This window comes from Bacteroides sp. 1_1_14, assembly GCF_000162515.1.
GTDB classification, from domain to species: domain Bacteria; phylum Bacteroidota; class Bacteroidia; order Bacteroidales; family Bacteroidaceae; genus Bacteroides; species Bacteroides thetaiotaomicron.
This window is the reverse complement of the sequence record NZ_GG774705.1, coordinates 631,920-652,511: the sequence shown is the minus strand read 5'-3', so window position 1 is coordinate 652,511 and position 20,592 is coordinate 631,920. Positions and strand designations below refer to the sequence as shown.

Annotated in this window: 11 protein-coding genes and 1 pseudogene; all 12 read left to right on the top strand. The window is 38.8% G+C overall.

Annotated elements, in window-relative coordinates:
• Positions 1–172: 172 nt before the first annotated feature.
• The 12 genes and pseudogenes from HMPREF9007_RS12470 (at position 173) to HMPREF9007_RS12520 (ending at position 20,562) form a co-directional block, all read left to right on the top strand.
• Positions 173–1,387 carry a DUF1735 domain-containing protein gene (locus HMPREF9007_RS12470; protein ID WP_277754665.1) on the top strand — a complete coding sequence of 405 codons (1,215 nt, stop codon included), beginning with the start codon at positions 173–175 and terminating at the stop codon, positions 1,385–1,387.
• Positions 1,388–1,403: 16 nt separating this feature from the next.
• Positions 1,404–2,345: a DUF1735 domain-containing protein gene (locus HMPREF9007_RS12475; protein ID WP_225651959.1), complete on the top strand. Its 942-nt coding sequence runs from the start codon at positions 1,404–1,406 to the stop codon at positions 2,343–2,345.
• 82 nt (positions 2,346–2,427) lie between these two features.
• Positions 2,428–2,751: a discoidin domain-containing protein gene (locus HMPREF9007_RS27710; protein WP_346962713.1), complete on the top strand. Its 324-nt coding sequence runs from the start codon at positions 2,428–2,430 to the stop codon at positions 2,749–2,751.
• Positions 2,752–2,917: 166 nt separating this feature from the next.
• Positions 2,918–5,123 (top strand): annotated as a pseudogene (locus tag HMPREF9007_RS12480) (DUF4838 domain-containing protein).
• A gap of 97 nt (positions 5,124–5,220) precedes the next feature.
• Positions 5,221–6,579, top strand: a complete 1,359-nt coding sequence (locus HMPREF9007_RS12485) for an MFS transporter (RefSeq protein ID WP_008761673.1) — start codon at positions 5,221–5,223, stop codon at positions 6,577–6,579.
• A gap of 24 nt (positions 6,580–6,603) precedes the next feature.
• Entirely contained in the window at positions 6,604–7,572 is a 969-nt protein-coding gene (locus tag HMPREF9007_RS12490; RefSeq protein ID WP_008761672.1) for a 1,4-beta-mannosyl-N-acetylglucosamine phosphorylase, read from the top strand.
• 7 nt (positions 7,573–7,579) lie between these two features.
• Positions 7,580–9,850, top strand: a complete 2,271-nt coding sequence (locus HMPREF9007_RS12495) for a GH92 family glycosyl hydrolase (RefSeq protein ID WP_008761671.1) — start codon at positions 7,580–7,582, stop codon at positions 9,848–9,850.
• A gap of 299 nt (positions 9,851–10,149) precedes the next feature.
• The gene (locus tag HMPREF9007_RS12500; RefSeq protein ID WP_008761670.1) at positions 10,150–11,043 is read left to right on the top strand and encodes a sugar phosphate isomerase/epimerase family protein; all 894 of its coding nucleotides are present in this window, start codon (positions 10,150–10,152) and stop codon (positions 11,041–11,043) included.
• Positions 11,044–11,571: 528 nt separating this feature from the next.
• Positions 11,572–13,047: a DUF4992 family lipoprotein gene (locus tag HMPREF9007_RS12505; RefSeq protein ID WP_008761669.1), complete on the top strand. Its 1,476-nt coding sequence runs from the start codon at positions 11,572–11,574 to the stop codon at positions 13,045–13,047.
• A gap of 29 nt (positions 13,048–13,076) precedes the next feature.
• Positions 13,077–16,385, top strand: a complete 3,309-nt coding sequence (locus tag HMPREF9007_RS12510) for a TonB-dependent receptor (RefSeq protein WP_008761668.1) — start codon at positions 13,077–13,079, stop codon at positions 16,383–16,385.
• Between the two features lie 14 nt (positions 16,386–16,399).
• Positions 16,400–18,613, top strand: coding sequence for a RagB/SusD family nutrient uptake outer membrane protein (locus HMPREF9007_RS12515; protein ID WP_008765815.1), 2,214 nt, complete (start codon positions 16,400–16,402; stop codon positions 18,611–18,613).
• A gap of 503 nt (positions 18,614–19,116) precedes the next feature.
• Positions 19,117–20,562 (top strand): DUF4992 family lipoprotein, encoded by a 1,446-nt coding sequence (locus HMPREF9007_RS12520; RefSeq protein ID WP_008761666.1) that lies wholly within the window; start codon positions 19,117–19,119, stop codon positions 20,560–20,562.
• The last annotated feature ends 30 nt before the right edge of the window (positions 20,563–20,592 follow it).

Sequence of the window (20,592 nt, the reverse complement as noted above, 5' to 3'; positions counted from 1 at the left end):
CATTACTTTACCGAGCAACAGAGCTATCATCCGGCTTGTGGAATAGAACATGCAGGTATGGGGGCTTATCATATTGAGTATGATTATCCTGGAAATCCTGATTATCCCACAGTGCGTGCAGCTATTGCTGCACAGAATCCTCCTATTAATAACTAAAAGAAAGGGTTAAACAATGAAGAGAATATCTTTACTTAAAATAATGGCATTTGGGGTACTGGCACTGGTCCATACTGCATGTGAAAATGCTAAGTATGATGTTATAGATAATTTAGTCTATATAAATGAAGCGTCTACATCCAAAACTAAAGAATTGACATTGACAGAGGGTACGACGCGTACTTCGTTAACTGTACGTTTGGTGAATATTATTAATCAAACAATAAAAGCTAATTTATTTATTGACGAATCTGTATTAGATGCTTATAATAAGAAGAATGAAACTAATTATAAAATGCCTCCTAAAGAATATATATCATTTCCTGAATCAGTGACAATTGAAGCAGGTTCTGTAAGTGCAGATCCTGTGAATGTTGATATTAAAAGTTTTGAAGCTGAAGGCGGTGCTCAATATGCAATTCCCATCAGTATTAAGAATGTGGAAGGAGGTATTGAGAAGTCGGAATCCTCTTCCAGTTTTTTATTGGTTCTTGTGAAGCCTTTGAAACAAGCTGTTCCTAAATTAACATGGTATAATGGTATGCATGCAGCCCCGGAAGGAGCTTGGGGGTTAGCTTTGCCAAATTATACATTGGAATGGTGGAGTAAAGTCACCTCTAAATCAGGGAACGGTGGATATACTAAGAATAATCAGGCTATAATAAACTCAGGAGGTTCAGGGACAGAACTATATATACGGTTTGGTGACTTAATCTATTCCGAGAATGGTAGCTATAAAAATAATTTCCTACAAGTAAAAACGATGGGGTCTCAATTTGATACAGGTGATCCAACTAAGGGAAAAGGTTTAGAAGCACAAAAATGGTATCATTTTGCAGTGAGTTATGATGCAGCATCCGGTACTACTTTATTGTACCAAAATGGTACTGTAGTTGCCTCATTATCTTCTTCAATAGGACAACCGATGAATATTGATCAATTTCAGATGATTTCTTCAGGAGAAGAATATTTTCCGGATTTCTGTGAAATGTGTCAGGTTCGTTTTTGGAAAGTTACACGCACAGTTAATCAGATAAAGAAATCTATGTATACCGAAGTTGACTATACAGACAAGAATTTGTTGTTGTATCTGCCAATGAATGAAGGTGAAGGAGCTACAATACTACACGATGTAACCGGTAATGATCATGATGTGGAAATTGGCAATTCTAACCTAGGTAACGAAAACCGTCAAAAGGTGACATGGGAAACATATTCATTTGCTCAATAATTTAAAACAGTATGATATGAAAGCATTATTTAAATATATATTATACAGTACATTTTTTGCTATGTCATTGCCATTAGTCACAGCATGTGACGATGACGAAGCAACAGATCCGTATGATATCAATTATGTCTATATTTATAAACCAAGTGAAACAAATGCTACTTTAGAGTATAAAGGAGACGGAACTTTTTTGAGAGAAATCGCCACCGAACATATTTTGTCTCCTGTCAGGTGTACTAAACCTGCACCACAAGATTTGACCATCCAATTAGCTATTGACAGGTCATTGGTAGATGCATACAACAGTGAATATGGAACGAGCTATGTAGCTTTACAAAATGCAGAACTGGAAAATGCAACTTTGTATATAAAACAAGGGGAATATATCTCTGCAGATACTTTAAAAGTGCATTATACTAATATGGAAGAATTTAAGAACGGATCGGAAAATTATATTCTCCCGATTGCTATAACTTCTATTAATGGAACAGGAGTATCAGCGAGTGAAAGTAATAGTAAGATATTCTTGACATTTGAATCGACTTACAAACCAAATCATGTCACACTGACTTCAAGTAAAGAATATCTGTTAGAGTATCAGTATAGTCAAGGATTTACAAATTTAAGCAGTGAATGGAAGCTTGACGGTATCTTAAAATCGGCATGGGCCGCAGATGGTGACACCAAAGTTACTCTTGCTATTAATCCGGCATTAGTTGGAACGTATAATGCATTGCATGGCACAGATTATTCTTTACTGACTAGTGCAAGTTTGAAGCAATCGACAATAATGATTAAACAAGGAAAAACAACTCCGGAAGAGAGTGTTGCCTTGAGTTTTTCGGATGATATGGCTTCTGTGCAGCTGGGTACTAACTATGTTATTCCAGTGACAATCACGAATGTTGATGGAGTAGGAGCAGATATAGGCGAGAATAAAGTTATATATTGTTTATAAAACAGCACTTGTCGGATTTTTATCTTGTGTAGACAAACCGGTAGGTTCTGTAATAAATGACCATTCGGGTTGGAGTTTTACTTTGAATGGACAATCTAGCGACTTGTATGATTATGTTCCGGATGGCAGCATACTTGATATCGATTTGGGAAAACAAGAGAATATAAAAACTATTGCTTTACATTTCTATGAATGGTTTTATTCTTCGGAAAGTGCAAGTATAGCGATAAGTAATGATGGAGAGAAATATGAGGATCTTGGTGTAGCTTCAGGATTTGCAAATAAGACAAGTTACATTCTTCTTCTTGTGGCTAAACAAGCGCAATATATAAGAGTAACTTTCCATGGAGCTCTTTATTATTCTCCTTATATTAATACTGTAGGTATTTATACTGAAACTGAATAAAAAATGGCCCAAGTTTATTACTGAATGAGCTTGGGCTATTTGCTGTTTATATCATGTTGTGATCAGTTCTAAGTTTTCTTTGTTAATAAAACTTAGAACTGTTTTTTTTCTTGAGTATCTTATATTTTTGGATTGTATTATCTAAAAACTAATTAAAGGAAATGCTATGAGAATCATTCGCCGTATTATTTTTCAGCTGCTTTGTTTGTTGGGAGCATGTTGTTATATTCCTGCAACAGCACAAGTCGTTTTAGTTGATAATGGAAAAACTAAATCCAGGATTATTCTATCAGAAAATGACCAGATTAATCAAATATCAGCAAATTTATTTCAATTGTTCCTTCAGAGAATTTCAGGTTGTACATTTCCCATTGTAAAAGGGCAGAATGCAAAAAAAGGAGATATTATAATCAGTAGCAAAACCCCAGCTGGAGTGACAGAAGACGGTTTCAGCCTATCTACGAAAGATGGAATCTTACGTATTTCAGGCAGTGGGAATGGGACAGTCTACGGAGTTGTAACTTTACTCGAACAATATCTTGGAGTGGATTACTGGGGAGAAAACGAATACTCTTTTAACCCTGCGAAGACAATCGAACTGCCGCTTATCGATAAAATAGATAATCCGGCTTTCCGTTACCGCCAGACACAATGTTATGCTATTCGTACAGACTCCATATATAAATGGTGGAACAGGCTGGAAGAGCCAAACGAAGTGTTTGCTGCCGGTTATTGGGTGCATACTTTTGATAAGTTGCTTCCTGCTTCCGTATATGGAAAAGACCATCCGGAATATTATTCTTATTTTAAAGGCAAACGCCATCCCGGGAAAGCAAGCCAATGGTGTCTGAGTAACCCGGAAGTTTTTGAAATCGTGGCTCAGCGGATTGATTCTATTTTTAAGGCAAATCCGGATAAGCATATTATGTCTGTGAGTCAGAATGATGGTAATTATACCAATTGTACATGTGATGCCTGCAAAGCGATAGATGATTATGAAGGAGCACTCTCAGGAAGTATCATTACTTTTTTGAATAAGCTGGCTGCCCGTTTTCCCGATAAGGAATTTTCCACGCTTGCCTATCTGTATACGATGAATCCTCCGAAACATGTGAAGCCATTGCCGAATGTGAATATCATGCTTTGTGATATAGATTGTGACCGTGAAGTGACTTTGACGGAAAATGCCTCAGGTAAAGAGTTTGTGAAAGCAATGGAAAGCTGGGCTGCCATCACTAATAATATTTTCGTGTGGGATTATGGTATTAATTTTGATAATTATCTGGCTCCGTTCCCTAATTTTCATATCTTGCAGGATGATATTCGTCTGTTCAAAAAGAATCATGCCACTATGCATTTCTCACAGATTGCAGGAAGCAGGGGGAGGAGACTTCGCTGAGTTACGTGCCTATCTGGTATCTAAGTTAATGTGGAACCCCGAAGCGAATGTTGATTCTTTGATGCAGCATTTCCTGCATGGATACTATGGAGAGGCTGCGCCATACCTTTATCAGTATATCAAGGTGATGGAGGGAGCGTTGATAGGCAGCGGACAAAGATTGTGGATTTATGATTCTCCTGTTTCCCATAAATACGGAATGCTGAAACCACAACTGATGCGACGTTATAATCAACTGTTTGATGATGCAGAGAAAGCGGTGGCTGAAGATAATAAATTCCTGAAGCGTGTGCAGCGTGCCCGCTTGCCCATTCAGTATTCGGAATTGGAAATTGCCCGTACTGAGACTGGTACGGATATGAATGAGATCAGTCCGAAATTGGCACTTTTTGAAGAACGGGTGAAAGAATTTAATGTACCGACATTGAATGAACGTTCCAATTCTCCTGTGGAATATTGCCAGTTGTATCGGGAGAGATATATGCCCCGTGCAGAAAAAAGCGTTGCGATAGGAGCGAAGGTTACTTATCTTATTCCTCCTACCGGTAAATATGCAGAAATCGGAAAAACGGCATTAGTGGACGGACTATTCGGAGGATCTACTTTCGTTGAAAGCTGGATTGGCTGGGAAGGAACAGACGGTGCTTTTGTTATAGATTTGGGTAAAGAGAAAGAAATACATAGTATAGATACGGATTTCCTGCATCAGATCGGAGCTTGGATTCTTTTCCCTCTGAAGGTGGTTTATTCCTATTCTGAAGATGGAGAGAATTATACACATTGGGGAACACATGATATGCCGGAAAACCGTTCGGGGAAAGTGGAGTTCCGCGGAGTGAAGACTGAATCGGAAATGCCAGTGCATGCCCGTTATGTGAAAGTTGAGGTCACCGGTACGAAAGAATGTCCCGAATGGCATTATGGTGTAGGGCATCCTTCGTGGTTCTTTATCGACGAAGTAACAATAAAATAAAAAAAGTAGGGGCAAGCGTTAGTAGTTTGCCCTTCTTAGTTGTATTATATATAGATGGGTCAGAAAAATGACCCTTTCATCTATATACTATTGAACTATGCAACAGAATAAAACTGCTTCTCAAGGAAAAACTATCAACCCGATTTATTGGGTACCTACCGCTTATTTTGCAATGGGACTTCCCTTTATTGCCATCAATTTGGTTTCCGTATTCATGTTTAAGGATTTGGGTATTTCTGATACTCAGATAACGTTTTGGACTTCTCTTATCATGATGCCCTGGACACTCAAATTCTTATGGAGCCCTTTTCTTGAAATGTATCGGACCAAAAAGTTTTTTGTACTGGTAACCGAACTGTTGAGTGGTATATTGTTTGGAGTAGTAGCTTTTTCGTTATTCTTTGATTATTTCTTTGCTATCAGTATTTCCACTATGGCGGTGATTGCGTTCAGTGGAGCCACACATGATATCGCTTGCGATGGTGTATATATGGCAGAACTGAATAAAGAGGATCAGGCTAAATATATTGGAGTGCAGGGGGCTTTCTATAATGTGGCAAAATTGGTTGCCAATGGTGGATTAGTTGCTTTGGCAGGTATGCTGGCCGAACATTTCGGGGCAATAGAAGGAGCTTCGATAGATGCCAATAAGGGTGCATATTCATCTGCATGGATGATTATTTTTGCCGTAATTGCTGCAGTAATGGTATTGCTCGGTCTTTATCATATAAAGATGTTGCCTTCTACACAAGTTCCTGCTACCGGAAAAAAAACTACTTCAGAAATCATGCAGGATTTGGTAAATGTGATTGGAAACTTTTTTACTAAAAAACATATAGTATATTATATCTTCTTCATTATTCTCTACCGATTGGCGGAAGGATTTATAATGAAGGTTGCTCCTTTGTTTCTGCGTGCCTCCAGAGAGGTCGGAGGTCTGGGGCTGTCATTGACAGAAATCGGAACATTGAATGGCGTCTTTGGTTCTGCCGCCTTTGTTATCGGTTCATTGCTGGGTGGAATATTTGTTGCCAGATATGGATTGAAGAAAACTTTATTCATGCTTTGTTGCGTGTTCAACCTTCCTTTCCTTGCTTATACTTTCCTTGCTGTAGTCCAGCCGACCAGTCTTTATCTGATCGGAACATGTATCACAATGGAGTATTTCGGCTATGGTTTCGGATTTGTCGGACTGACCTTGTTCATGATGCAGCAGATTGCTCCTGGCAAACATCAGATGTCACATTATGCATTTGCTTCGGGAATCATGAATCTGGGAGTTATGCTTCCGGGAATGATCAGCGGCTATTTTAGTGATTTACTGGGATACCGTAGTTTCTTTATCTATGTACTGATCGCAACAATTCCTGCTTTTTTGATGACCTATTTTATACCTTTTACGTATGATGATTCAAAAAAGAAAAATAAATTGCTATTTTTGAGTGATAATAGATAACTAATTACTAAATAAATAATTATTATGAATAAGATTCAAATTCCCTGGGAAGAACGTCCTGTCGGATGTACAGATGTAATGTGGCGTTACTCGCAAAATCCGGTCATCGGACGCTATCATATTCCTTCATCCAATAGTATTTTCAATAGTGCTGTCGTACCTTTCAAAGATGGGTTCGCCGGCGTATTCCGTTGTGACAACAAAGCTGTACAGATGAATATCTTCACAGGGTTCAGTAAAGATGGTATTCATTGGGATATTAGTCATGAACCGATTCAATTTAAAGCCGGTAACACGGAAATGATCGAATCCGAATATAAATATGACCCGCGTGTTACATGGATTGAAGACCGATATTGGATTACTTGGTGTAACGGCTATCATGGACCTACTATCGGTATTGCCTATACATTTGATTTTATAGATTTCTTCCAATGCGAGAATGCCTTCCTGCCTTTCAATCGTAATGGAGTACTTTTCCCGCAAAAGATAGATAGCAAATATGCTATGTTAAGTCGCCCCAGCGACAATGGACATACACCGTTCGGTGATATTTATATCAGCTACAGTCCGGATATGAAATACTGGGGTGAACACCGTTGTGTTATGAAAGTGACTCCTTTCCCTGAAAGTGCCTGGCAGTGTACCAAGATTGGTGCAGGTTCGGTACCTTTCCTTACTGATGAAGGCTGGTTGCTTTTCTATCATGGTGTTATCACTACTTGCAACGGTTTCCGTTATGCAATGGGTTCGGCGATACTCGATAAGGATCATCCTGAAAAGGTACTTTATCGTACCCGTGAATATCTGATAGGTCCGGCTGCACCTTATGAACTTCAAGGTGATGTGCCCAATGTGGTATTCCCATGTGCGGCATTGCAGGATGGTGAGCGTGTAGCTGTTTATTATGGAGCTGCAGATACTGTTGTAGGAATGGCTTTCGGCTATATCCAGGAAATAATTGATTTTACAAAACGGACGAGCATTATCTAAGAAGGATATGAGACGTATATTATTAACTTGCACAATGGCTTTCACCCTTCTCCCCGTATTTGGGGGAGAGGGTAAGGCCCCCCCTATGAATAAGGAAAAGAGTCTGTTGATAGACTATGTAGATCCTTTTATTGGAACGACAAATTTCGGTACCACTAATCCCGGAGCTGTTTGTCCGAATGGAATGATGTCCGTAGTACCTTTTAATGTGATGGGTTCTGCTGATAATACTTACGATAAAGATGCACGTTGGTGGTCTACGCCTTATGAATATACCAATTGTTTCTTTACAGGATATTCTCATGTAAATCTGAGTGGTGTCGGTTGTCCTGAACTGGGTTCTTTATTGCTGATGCCTACTACCGGAGAACTGAATGTAGACTATAAGGAATATGGGAGCAAATATAAGGATGAACAGGCTTCTCCCGGCTATTATTCCAATTATCTGACGAAGTATAATATAAAGACAGAAGTCTCTGCTACTCCGCGTACAGGTATTGCCCGTTTCACTTTTCCTAAAGGAAAGAGTCATATACTTCTGAATTTGGGCGAAGGCCTGACCAATGAGAGTGGAGCCATGCTTCGTCGTGTAAGTGACAGCGAAATAGAGGGAATGAAACTATTGGGTACTTTCTGTTATAATCCCCAAGCTGTATTTCCCATCTATTTTGTGATGAGAGTGAACAAAGTTCCCACCACAACCGGATATTGGAAAAAGCAACGTCCGATGACAGGTGTGGAAGCAGAATGGGATCGAGACCAAGGCAAATATAAATTGTATACCCGCTATGGAAAAGAAATAGCAGGTGACGATGTGGGCGCTTACTTCACTTTTGAAACAGAGGAAGGAGAACAGGTCGAAGTACAGATGGGAGTTTCCTTTGTAAGCATAGAGAATGCCCGTTTGAATTTGGATAAAGAACAGTCGGGAAAAAACTTTGAACAGGTGCTTTCCGATGCCCGTGCACAGTGGAACGATGACTTGTCACGTATCACTGTAGAAGGAGGAACGGATGCACAGAAAACAGTTTTTTATACGGCACTTTATCATTTGTTGATTCATCCGAACGTTCTGCAGGATGTAAATGGTGAATATCCGGCTATGGAGAGCGATCAGATTTTGACAACGAAAGGTACCCGATATACTGTATTCTCTTTGTGGGATACATATCGTAACGTACATCAGCTTTTGACTTTGGTTTATCCCGAACGTCAGATGGAAATGGTACGTACCATGCTCGATATGTATCGTGAACATGGTTGGTTTCCTAAATGGGAATTGTATGGAAGAGAGACTCTTACGATGGAAGGTGATCCAAGTATCCCAGTGATTGTGGATACATGGATGAAAGGATTGCGTGACTTTGACGTAGATCTGGCTTATGAAGCTATGTACAAGTCGGCTACATTACCCGGGGCGGAAAATCTGATGCGTCCGGACAATGATGACTATATGTCAAAAGGATACGTGCCGCTTCGTGAACAATATGATAACTCCGTATCTCATGCACTGGAATATTATATCGCAGACTTTGCCCTTTCCCGTTTTGCGGATGCTTTAGGAAAGAAGAAAGATGCGGAAATGTTCTATAAACGCTCTTTGGGATATAAGCATTATTATAGTAAGGAGTTCGGTACATTCCGACCTATTCTTCCGGACGGAACTTTCTACAGTCCGTTCAATCCGAGGCAGGGAGAGAACTTTGAACCGAATCCCGGTTTCCACGAAGGTAATTCTTGGAATTATACTTTCTATGTACCACATGATGTATATGGATTGGCTAAACTGATGGGTGGAAAGAAACCTTTTGTCAATAAGCTGCAAATGGTGTTTGATGAAGGACTATATGATCCGGCTAACGAACCGGATATTGCTTACGCTCATCTGTTCTCTTACTTTAAAGGTGAAGAATGGCGTACACAGAAAGAGACACAGCGACTGCTGGATAAGTACTTTACGACCAAACCGGACGGTATCCCTGGAAATGATGACACAGGTACGATGTCTGCATGGGCTATTTTCAATATGATAGGTTTTTATCCCGACTGTCCGGGATTGCCGGAATATACATTGACTACTCCGGTATTTAATAAAGTAACGATCCGCTTGGATCCTAAATGGTATAAGGAAAATGAGCTGGTAATTGAGAGTAATCGTACCGGATCGGAAACTCTTTATATAAATAAGGTGTTATTGGATGGTAAGAAGTTCAATAAATACCGCATTACCCACGATGAACTTGTTCATGGTAAACGCTTGATATTTGATTTGAAATAACACACAGTGTTTCATAGGTATCGTTTTTGGGTTGACAAGGCTGTCGGACTTTTCAGGGTTCGGCAGCCTATTTTTTTTACATCTTACCTGAATAATCCTTTCAAAAAGATAGTGTCACTATATGTCTGCGATAGTGACACTATATCAGTGGTATAGTGACACCATTTACCTGGGATAGTGTCATTATCTTATTTTTATAAATATCCCCTTTTCCGTTTTAGTATTAAATATTTGGAATGTAGCCGATTACAAAGTTTCCTTTCATCCGTCTTTTATACGATCAGCGTATAATTAAGATGATGAATAGAAAGAAATTATTTCAACATATCCTTTGGATATTAATCGTAGCAGAATGTTTTCCAATGCTGGCTGTTGCTGCATCGAAACAAAAAGAACAACGTTACAAGATCGCCGTATGTGACTGGATGATATTGAAACGTCAGAAGATTGGTTCGTTCCAATTGGTGCATGAGTTGAAAGGAGATGGAGTCGAGTTGGATATGGGTAGTCTCGGTAAAAGAGAAATGTTCGATAACAAATTGCGTGAGCCCCATTTCCAGCAGCTATTTCGTGAAACAGCTCAGAACTATAATTTAGAGGTTCCTTCTATTGCTATGTCCGGTTTTTATGGACAGTCTTTTTTAGATCGTGCTAATTATAAAGAATTAGTCCGGGATTGTCTGGATGCAATGAAAGTAATGGGTGCCAAGGTCGCTTTTCTCCCTTTGGGTGGAGTGGAAGCAGGCTGGCAGGAAACTCCGGAACTTCGGACAGCTTTAATAAAACGGCTGAAGGAAGTAGGGGATATGGCTGCTTCGGAAAGAGTTGTAATTGGCATTGAAACTCAATTGGATGCAAGAGAAGAAGTGAAACTATTGAAAGAGATTAATTCTCCCGGTATCAAGATCTATTTTAAATTTCAGAATGCATTAGAGAATGGAAGAGATCTATGTAAGGAACTCAAGATTCTTGGAAAAAATAGAATTTGCCAGATTCACTGTACAGATACGGATGGAGTGACTCTTCCTTTCAATGAGCGGCTGGATATGAATAAGGTAAAAAAGACGCTTGACAAAATGGGCTGGAGTGGCTGGCTGGTTGTAGAACGCTCACGAGACAAGGATGATGTGAGGAACGTGAAGAAGAATTATGGAACGAATATTGAATATCTGAAAAAGGTATTTCAAGAGTAATATAATAATTGAGATAATAGGTAGGAGGGACTTCAAACATTATATGTCCTCTTACTATATTAAAAGTCCGAACTTAAAAAAGTTCGGACTTTTTTTTTCACTATGCGAATCAAATCCTAATCCTATAGAGATATTGATGCTTTCTCATCCTTTATTTCGGATGCTTGTAACCATTTTGTTTTTTATTTAATTCACTGTTTCCGTTATGGTATCAATCAGCAGAATTTTGGTGGATTACAATGATCTTATCCATTCGTCCTTTATATGAATCGGTTAAAGTGGAAGTTAAAACGATGTGAAGATGTGGAGAAGAACGATGATTGGAATATAAAATATTTAAAAGAAAATTTTCAACAATGATAGGGAGGGGAATTATGATATAGTTTAATAAAACTAAGAGAAAAAACTTCAGATTCTATTTTTTATTCTTTTTAAGAGATTACGATTCTTTTAGTTGTATCTTTTTATTTATGTGAATAGATGTCTGATGATGTAATATATCATTTTATATAAATTAAAATTTAATCTATGAAGAGTAAACATTTATTCTTGCGAGTAAAAAGGGATAGTTTGGCATTTGCGGCAGCTATACTTCTTTTTAGTTCTTGTGTCGATGGATACAAGGATGATTGGACCTTCTCATCGGAAGTTCAGGGGGTAACCTTGGAATCACCGTCGACTGAAGGTTGGACTTTTACCAGAAACGTAGATATTACGTCTCTGGAAATTAAATGGCCGGTAGTGCTAGGAGCCGGTGGGTACCAAGTGACATTTTATAATATTGATGATCCTGACAATCCAGTTGTTATAGGCGAAGAGAATGAAGTCGTAGATAAATGTACGATTACGCGTGATATTACTGAAGATACAAAGTATAAGGTTGCAGTCAGAGCATTAGGAAATCAGAAGTATAATAACGCTGATGCTGTTGCAGCTACGGAAATGACTTATAATACATTGGTTCGAGTACGTGAAACAATACCAACAGGAACTAATCTGACCGAATATTTTACGGCAAATCCGATTGAGCCTCTTGCAGAAGGAGAAGAAGAAATAGCTTATGAATTAGTGGCAGGTGGTGTATATGAAATGGATGGTAATATTGATTTAGGAACGACTACATTGACTATTCGTGGCGACAAAGTAAATCATGCCAAACTGACAATGAAAAGAAATGCTTCTTTTATAAATCGCGGAGCTGGTCTAAAAATTAAGTTTATAGATTTTGATTTTGATGCTGATACTTACAGTGCTTCTAATAGTAGAGGTGTCGTTATGTTCAATAGCACAGAAGCCGGTATAGTGCAGCAGCCTTATGTTTTCCAATCTTGTACTATAAAAGATCTTCCCGTACCATTATATTACTGTAATAATGGTTATGCTTTGTCGTCATTGTCTATTACTGATTGCTTGGTTAGCATTAATACAGCAAGTACTATATTTATAGCATTCAACGGTCAAGGTTGGATCAAAGATTTGAGCTTTTCAAACAGTACTATTTATTATACGGTTCCCGGATCTGCCTATTTTGTTCAGATGAGAGGACGTACTCCGTCAAACTTTAGCGGATCTGGCTGGAGTACATCGCTTCGGAAAATGAGTAATTGTACGTTCTATCAAATTGGCACTAACAATCGTTTCTTTAATAATGTAATAAACAGTAATAGTGCTGTGTTCTTTTTGGAAATGCAGAATACTATTTTTGCAGACTGTGTCGTAAGTTCGGCCACAGAAACTGAAGGTGTTTTCAGACGGATCTGTAATGCGGGAAATTATGGTAATGTAAATTATACACTTGGATATAATACTTATTATTATAGTGCTGTTCCGGGAGGATTCCTTGATTATGATACTAGTGATGAGAATGGACGAGACCATTCGGGAACAGCTATTAAGGTAGAGCCAAAGTTTGTGAATGCTGCTAACGGTGATTTTACTTTGAGTAGCTCGGAGCATATTGCGAATCGTTGTGGAGATCCACGTTGGCTTCCGACAACAGAATGAATACAATGTATAAACAATAACAGAATACTATGAGTAAAAGATATTTCATTTTAGGCTTATGTATGCTTTTTATACAAGCCTTTGCGCAAATCGTCTATGCCCAAAATGCACGTACGGTGACCGGGGTTGTTGTGGACGAATTTGGTGACCCAATTATTGGGGCTGCAATTAAGATTGTAGATTCTACGGTAGGCACGATAAGTGATATTGATGGTAAATTTAGCCTTCCCGTCCCGGAAGGGGGAAGATTGGCTGTTTCATTTGTAGGATACGTTTCTCAAACAATAACGAATTTGAATAATCCAAAGATTGTATTGAAAGAAGATGTAGCTAATCTGGATGAGGTGGTTATTGTAGGTTATGGTACACAAAAAATGAAAAACATAACGGGGGCGATTGAAACCATTACTCCGGATGAGATTAAAGATCTTTCGGTGGGTAACTTAGGTGATGCATTGAGCGGAATGATGAGTGGTTTGCATGTAAATTCGGGTGGTGGTCGTCCGGGTAGTACCCCAAGTCTACAAATACGCCAAAGTAATATCAATACCAGCATTACTCCCAATTCAACGCGTGGAGGTGATGCAGATCCTAGCCCATTATATGTAATTGACGATTTTATTTCTACAGAGGATGCATTTAATAATTTGGATGTGAGTGAAGTAGAAAGTATTACGGTTTTGAAAGATGCTTCGGCAGCTGTATATGGGGCACGTGCGGCTTACGGTGTCATATTGGTGAAAACCAAGCGCGGTAAGGTAGGTACACCTTCCATATCTTATACAGGGCAATTCGGTTTTACTGATGCTTTGAAAAAACCTAAGATGCTAAGTGCTTATGATTATGGACGTATTTATAATGCCGCACGTGGAGCTGGAACTTCTACCGGTGAATCGGAATCGGATAATAGAAGAACGCAATATTTCCAGGCTGACGAATTGGAAGCAATGAGAGGACTGAACTACGATTTGCTGGATGATGAGTGGAGTGCGGCTTGGACGCAACGCCACAGTTTCAGTATTAATGGCGGTACAGAGAAGGCTACTTATTTTGCGGGTGCATCTTACTATAATCAAGAAGGTAATATGGGACGTTTAGATTATGATCGTTGGAACTTCCGTGCGGGTGTTAATGCTAATATCGGTAAGTGGATTAAAGCCTCCTTACAGTTCTCAGGTGACATGGGTGAACAGAATAACTCACGTAATGGTATAACCAGTGGTGGGACAGATGCTGATTTTAATTCTCTAATGACACATTTGCCTTTTGTGCCCGGATATGTAGGTGGACGTCCTGTTGTATATACAGGTATGGAAAATGTGTCTTCGGGCTTAAGTGCTGTACGACTATTCCATTTTGGAGCAGTTCAGGATTCTCCTGACAATACTCAAAATCAGACAAATAATATGTCCATAAACGGTTCATTGGAATATGATTTTGGTTGGAGCAAATGGTTGAAGGGGCTAAAAGTGAAAGGTTCTTATTCGAGGAGCATTATCAATAATAAGAGTAATAATATCGGTACTAAAATGAATGTCTACAGGCTGCTGGAACGTGGTGGCAGTGGAAATCACCTTTATACTGGCGATGATATAAATATAGATGATAGCAATTTTGGTACTTTTACTTTGGATAATGGTAATTTATTGAGCCGTGCGATGAATAAAACGGATAACTACCAGATGAACTTGACAGTCAGCTACGCACGTCAGTTTGGTTTGCATAATGTGAATGGATTGTTTTCTATTGAAAAGGCAGAATCGGAATATGAATATCTGACCGGTACTGTAACTGATCCTTTCAGCTTTACCGATGGACAATCTAATTCGACAGCTACCGGTGCGGATCAAACGACTACGTTCGGTCGTACGGAATCGGGTATGCTCTCTTATATCGGTCGTCTGAACTACTCGTATGCAGACAAGTATTTGTTTGAGTTCCTGCTTCGTTCGGATGCATCTACCAAATTTGCTCCTAGTAACTACTGGGGAATGTTCCCTTCATGGTCAGCAGGTTGGGTTATCTCGGAAGAAAGCTGGTTTAATAAAGAAAAACTAGGTATTGATTTCTTGAAAATTCGTGGTTCATTCGGTATTTTGGGAAGAGATAATATACAACCTTGGTTGTGGACACAACTTTATAGCCGAAATGCAGATGGAGGTCCTATATTTGGTACAGCCACCAATACCTATAGTGGTGCAACATTCCAAATGCCGCAAAGAGGGGTCAACGCAGATGTACATTGGGATAAAACCTACAAGACCAATTTAGGTATCGATGTCAGGATGCTGGATAGTAGACTGGGTATTACATTAGATGCTTACTATGATATGGGACGTGAGTTGTTCACAACTTTCACGGGTACTTCTTTCTATCCGACTACTGTAGGTACGCAGGCTACTCCTGAGAACTTTGGAGAAGTTGATACGTATGGTTTAGAACTTACTTTGAATTGGAAAGATAAAATCGGTAAAGATTTTTCTTATTGGGTAAAAATGACTACCGGTTACAGTGATAACAAGATTAAAGAAGCCGGATTCCAGGCTACTCCCGGTTTTGATGACATTGTTCGGGGTGAACGTTCCGACCGTGGTGTGTGGGGATACGAATGTATTGGCATGTTCCGCACCTATCAGGATATCGAAGAGTATTTCGCAGTGAATAAGATCACTTCTTATCTTGGGAATACGAAAGATAACATTCATCCGGGTATGTTGATCTATCGTGATGTACGTGGTCAGCGTAATGCCGATGGTACTTATGGTGAAGCAGATGGCGTGATTGATCAGAATGACTATGTGAAGATTTCCAATCGTGCCAATAATCCTTATGGATTGACTTTTAATTTTGGTGCTTCGTATAAGAACTTCTCATTCAGTGCTCAATTTGGTGCAAGCTGGGGTACTTATGCTCTTGTACAGACAGACTTACGTCAGGAAAAATACGATGATCTGGAATATAAAAATGTATCTGCCATGTGGAAAGATATGTATGTGTATGAAGATGTATTGGATGCCGGTGGTAATGTAGTGGCGCCAATGAACCGGAGTGCTAAATATCCAAACTTAAGATATAGTGCCATAAACGGTCAGGCTTCTACATTTTGGAAAGTTAGCGCAGCCAGCGTTCGATTACGTAATTTGACAGTTGCTTATAGCCTTCCGAAGGAATGGACAAATCGGATCGGCATCAGCAGTTGCCGTCTGAATTTGACTGCTCAGAACCTTTTAAACTTTTACAATCCTTATCCTGATGGTGTTTGGAGTACATGGGGAGGCACTTATGGAAGATATCCTAATTTGCGTAAAGTAACTTTAGGTGTTAATGTCTCATTCTAATATCAAAGAAGATTATGAAAGAAAAGATAAATAAAATATGTTTGACAGCATCGATGGTGACAGGACTAATCTGTTTTACTGGATGCAGCGATGATTTTCTGAAAGACAAGAAAGTATATGGAAGCTATGACGCTTCGGTTGTGTACGAAAATTATGAAACAGCCAAAAGTCGTGTGGACTTTTTATATCAGTCTTTATTGCCTAGTTCTACCGGAGGTTCCAATGCTTTGACCGATATAACCAGTGCGGGTATTGATGACGATTTTTCCAAATGTACGGAGGAATATGGAGACTACTCTATTTTCAATGATCCTACGGCATCTCTTACTATTCAGACTGTTCCCGATTATTTTTATGTAATCAACAGTGAAAGAAGTCCTTGGGGACGTATCCGCGAATGTAATAATGTGATTGAAGGTGTGACGGGAAGTGCGACTCTTTCGCAGACAGAGAAAGAACAATTACTCGGACAAGCTTACTTTTTTCGTGCATGGCGTTATTATCTGTTGGTGAAAATGTATGGTGGTGTTCCCATTGTAGACCACGTCCAGAATCCGGTGATAGGTGATGGTAATGGTGAGAATCTGGTCATTCCTCGTTCCTCGACTAAGGCTTGTATAGACTTTATATGCGATGACTTGGAACTGGCAGCCAGCTATCTTCCTGCACGTTGGCAGAATGAAGGGCAGGATTACGGACGCATAACCGCCGGTGCAGCACTTGCTCTAAAAGGTCGTACATTGTTGCTTTATGCTAGTCCACTTTTTAACCGTGCCGATGACGCATCTCGTTGGAAAGATGCTTACGACGCCAATTTTGCTGCCATCACTAAACTGAATGAAGGTAACTTCGGACTTGCTTATGAAGGCAATGGCGGAGAAGACAATGCCAAGAATTGGGCCAGAATGTTCGCCACTTATACAGGTGGAAGCGAAGCCGTATTTGTTACTTTATATAATAATGTGTCTCCTATTGCTTCACAAAACATCAACCGATACAACTTGTGGGAGCAGGGAATCCGACCAGGAAATATAAACGGAGGCGGAGGAAAGACTCCTACAGCGGAAATAATAGACATCTTCCCGATGATTGACGGTAAGAAACCGATGGAATCAGGAGTTCATTATGACCCTAAAAAGTTCTTTCTAAATCGTGACCCGCGTTTCTACCGTACATTTGCATTTCCGGGGGTAGAGTGGAAATTCAATAGTGGCAATGTCGATTTTTCAGGAGCAACGATGTCTGGTTTATGCCCAACCCGTTATACCAGTGGTGCGAACTATGAACTTTGGAATTATTGTTGGTATACTACGGCTGATGAGCGTAATAATCCGAGTAGAAGCGGTTTTGCAGCCGATATGCTGGGCACTAAGAATAGAGGAGTCTATGTTCGTAAACGTTCGGATGATTTTGATTTGGGCACTAGTCTTTATGTGTTTACTGATAACAGCAGTGGTGATCAGCAGGGATTCAGACGATCGGCAGCTCCTTACATGGAGATACGGTATGCGGAAGTATTGCTGAATCTGGCAGAATCAGCTTGTGGTGCGGGCGGCACTTATCATGCGGAAGGGGTCAAGGCGCTGAAAGCCGTACGTGGCAGAGTAGGCTATACGAGTGCAAATAATTATGGCCTGGATGCGGCGATTGAAACTGACCGTGCTAAATTGTTTGAAGCTATATTGTATGAACGTCAGGTAGAGTTGGCTTTTGAAGGTAAACGTGCGTATGATATGCGTCGTTGGATGCTATTTGACGGAGGTGTAGGACAAGGTGCTTTGAATGCAAGTTGGGCATTGAGTGGCTTTGGAGGTAATACTTGTACTTATTTGGGTGTGACTCCGATGAATGAACGTGGTAAGAGATATCGCATAGAAATCAATGTTGAAGGTACCGGGTCTGCAAATAATGACAGTGATCCGATTAAAAACGTAGAGCGACCAGCAGCACTGACATTGAATGAGAAGATTGCTACGGAAGCAGACGGAGAAACGATTCTTGATCCGGCTGTGTCAAGTATATGTACATTCTATGATACCTATTTCTCACGTAAAGATATCAGTCTTGATGGTAATGTGCTGGACATTAATCCTTATTTCCAACCCAGATATTATTTCTTTGGATTGCGTCAAAGTGCACAGCAAACTAATGCGACATTGTATCAGACCATTGGTTGGGAAGATTATGCTCACGGTGGTATGGGTACTTTCGACCCATTGGCAGAATAAAAGATTTTTCTGATTCCCGGAAAAAAGTAATTTAATATAAAAAGGTGGCCTCAAGGCACTTTCCTTTTAATAGGAAAAGTGTCTTGAGGCCTTTTTTTGCATATAATTTCCAATTAACTTCATTTTTGTTCTTTTTATGTGATTACATATCTTTAAATCATACGTCCTTTTTATGTATGAAGAAAAAGAAGAGTGGTATATGTATTTTATGATTATTTAAGTAGTTTACTAACATGTCTTCATTCAAGAGTTCATGGGAAGCTTCTTATAATTTTTATTGAGATGGAAAGCAATTCACAAGATTAACTGACTGTCAAAGTAGGGAACTGAATAATAGGAATCAAACCGAACAAAGAAATAAATCGAAGACTGTAGAAAGAAGCCATTAGTTTTGCAGCCATTACTGCATAAATGTGAATGAAATGTTTAACGGACTATTGTATATAATATTCAACTTAAATATTGATAACATAAGAACGTATTGTTTAATTTAAATTTAATGTATGAAAAGTAATCGTTTATTTTTACGAAGAAGAACACGTGGACTGTTATTCGCTACGTTATTATTTCTTTTAAGTAGCTGTACCATAGGGTATCACGAAGACGAATCTTTTGAGTCGGATGTGAAAAATGCTACACTGGAATCTCCCCAATTGGAGAATGTAAAAGTGGAACTTGATGCCACAGGAGAAAATGCAACTATTGAATGGCCTGTAGTGCATGGAGCAGAAGGTTATGAGTTTTCTTGGTATGTAGTTGATGATCCTGAAAATCCGATAGCTGTAGTTGAAGGAGAGTTTATCGATGGTTGTAGCGTTGAATTGGAAGTAGAAGAAGATACAAAATATAAATTCTTAATTAAAACCATTGGAAATAAACAGTTTAATAACAAAGATGCAGAAAAAGCCTGTGAAATAAGTTTTTCAACTTTACTTGAAACATATGCATCCATTCCTAGTGGAGTAGATTTGACTCAATGGTTTATTGATAATCCGCTTCCAGAGACTGATATGGAACCTAATGAAGATGGCACTTTAAAAGAGTTGGCATATGAATTAGAGGCTAACGGTGAATATACTATATCAGGTCCAATAGATTTTGGAGCACGTAAAGTTACAATTCGTGGAAATAAAATTAATCATTCGAAAATTACATTTGGTCAAAGTGGTAGAATATTAACACAGAATGGTTTGAAGATAAAGTTTATGGATTTCTATTGTAATGCAATGGAGAAAGGTTCTTCTGATGCTTCATTAATTGGATTAAGTAAGACTCCAAATGAACAATTAAAAGTATCTTCTGGAGAATACGTTATTAAAGATCCCATCGTTATTCAGTCTTGTAATGTATATGACCTTAATAGGCATTTATTATATGATTCAGGGAAAAAATATTGTGTAGAAAACTTTACAGTAAAAGCTTCTTTTATTAGATGTAATCAGTCTAATACGATTGTGTATTTTAATAAAGGTAGTTTTATTAATATAACATTTAAAGAGAGTACTCTTTGTAGTACTGTACAGAATGGAAGTTATTTTGCACAGGTAAATGGTAACAGACCTAACAAGATTACTGGATATTCAAATGGAACTTTTAATTTTTATAATTGTACAGTATACAATCTTGCTTATAGCAAAGACTTTACTAATTGGAATAGCTATAGAGGACAAGCATGCTTAACACTAAATTTCTCCAGAACTATTTTTGTAGATTGTGGTAAAGGAGATATGACGAATAAAATAATGGGTAATGCAAATATGTCTAGAAATTTTGAATATAATACTTATTGGTATAATGGTAGTCAAAGTAATGACAAATATGATACAAATACTCTTGATACAGATCCTGGCTTCATTAATGCTGTAAATGGTGATTTTACTGTAACTGGAGCAAGCCAGCTTGAAAAGAGAACCGGTGATCCACGATGGCTTCCACTTGTTGAAGAGTAAGTAAAGTAGTATGATAATAAAAATTAAATA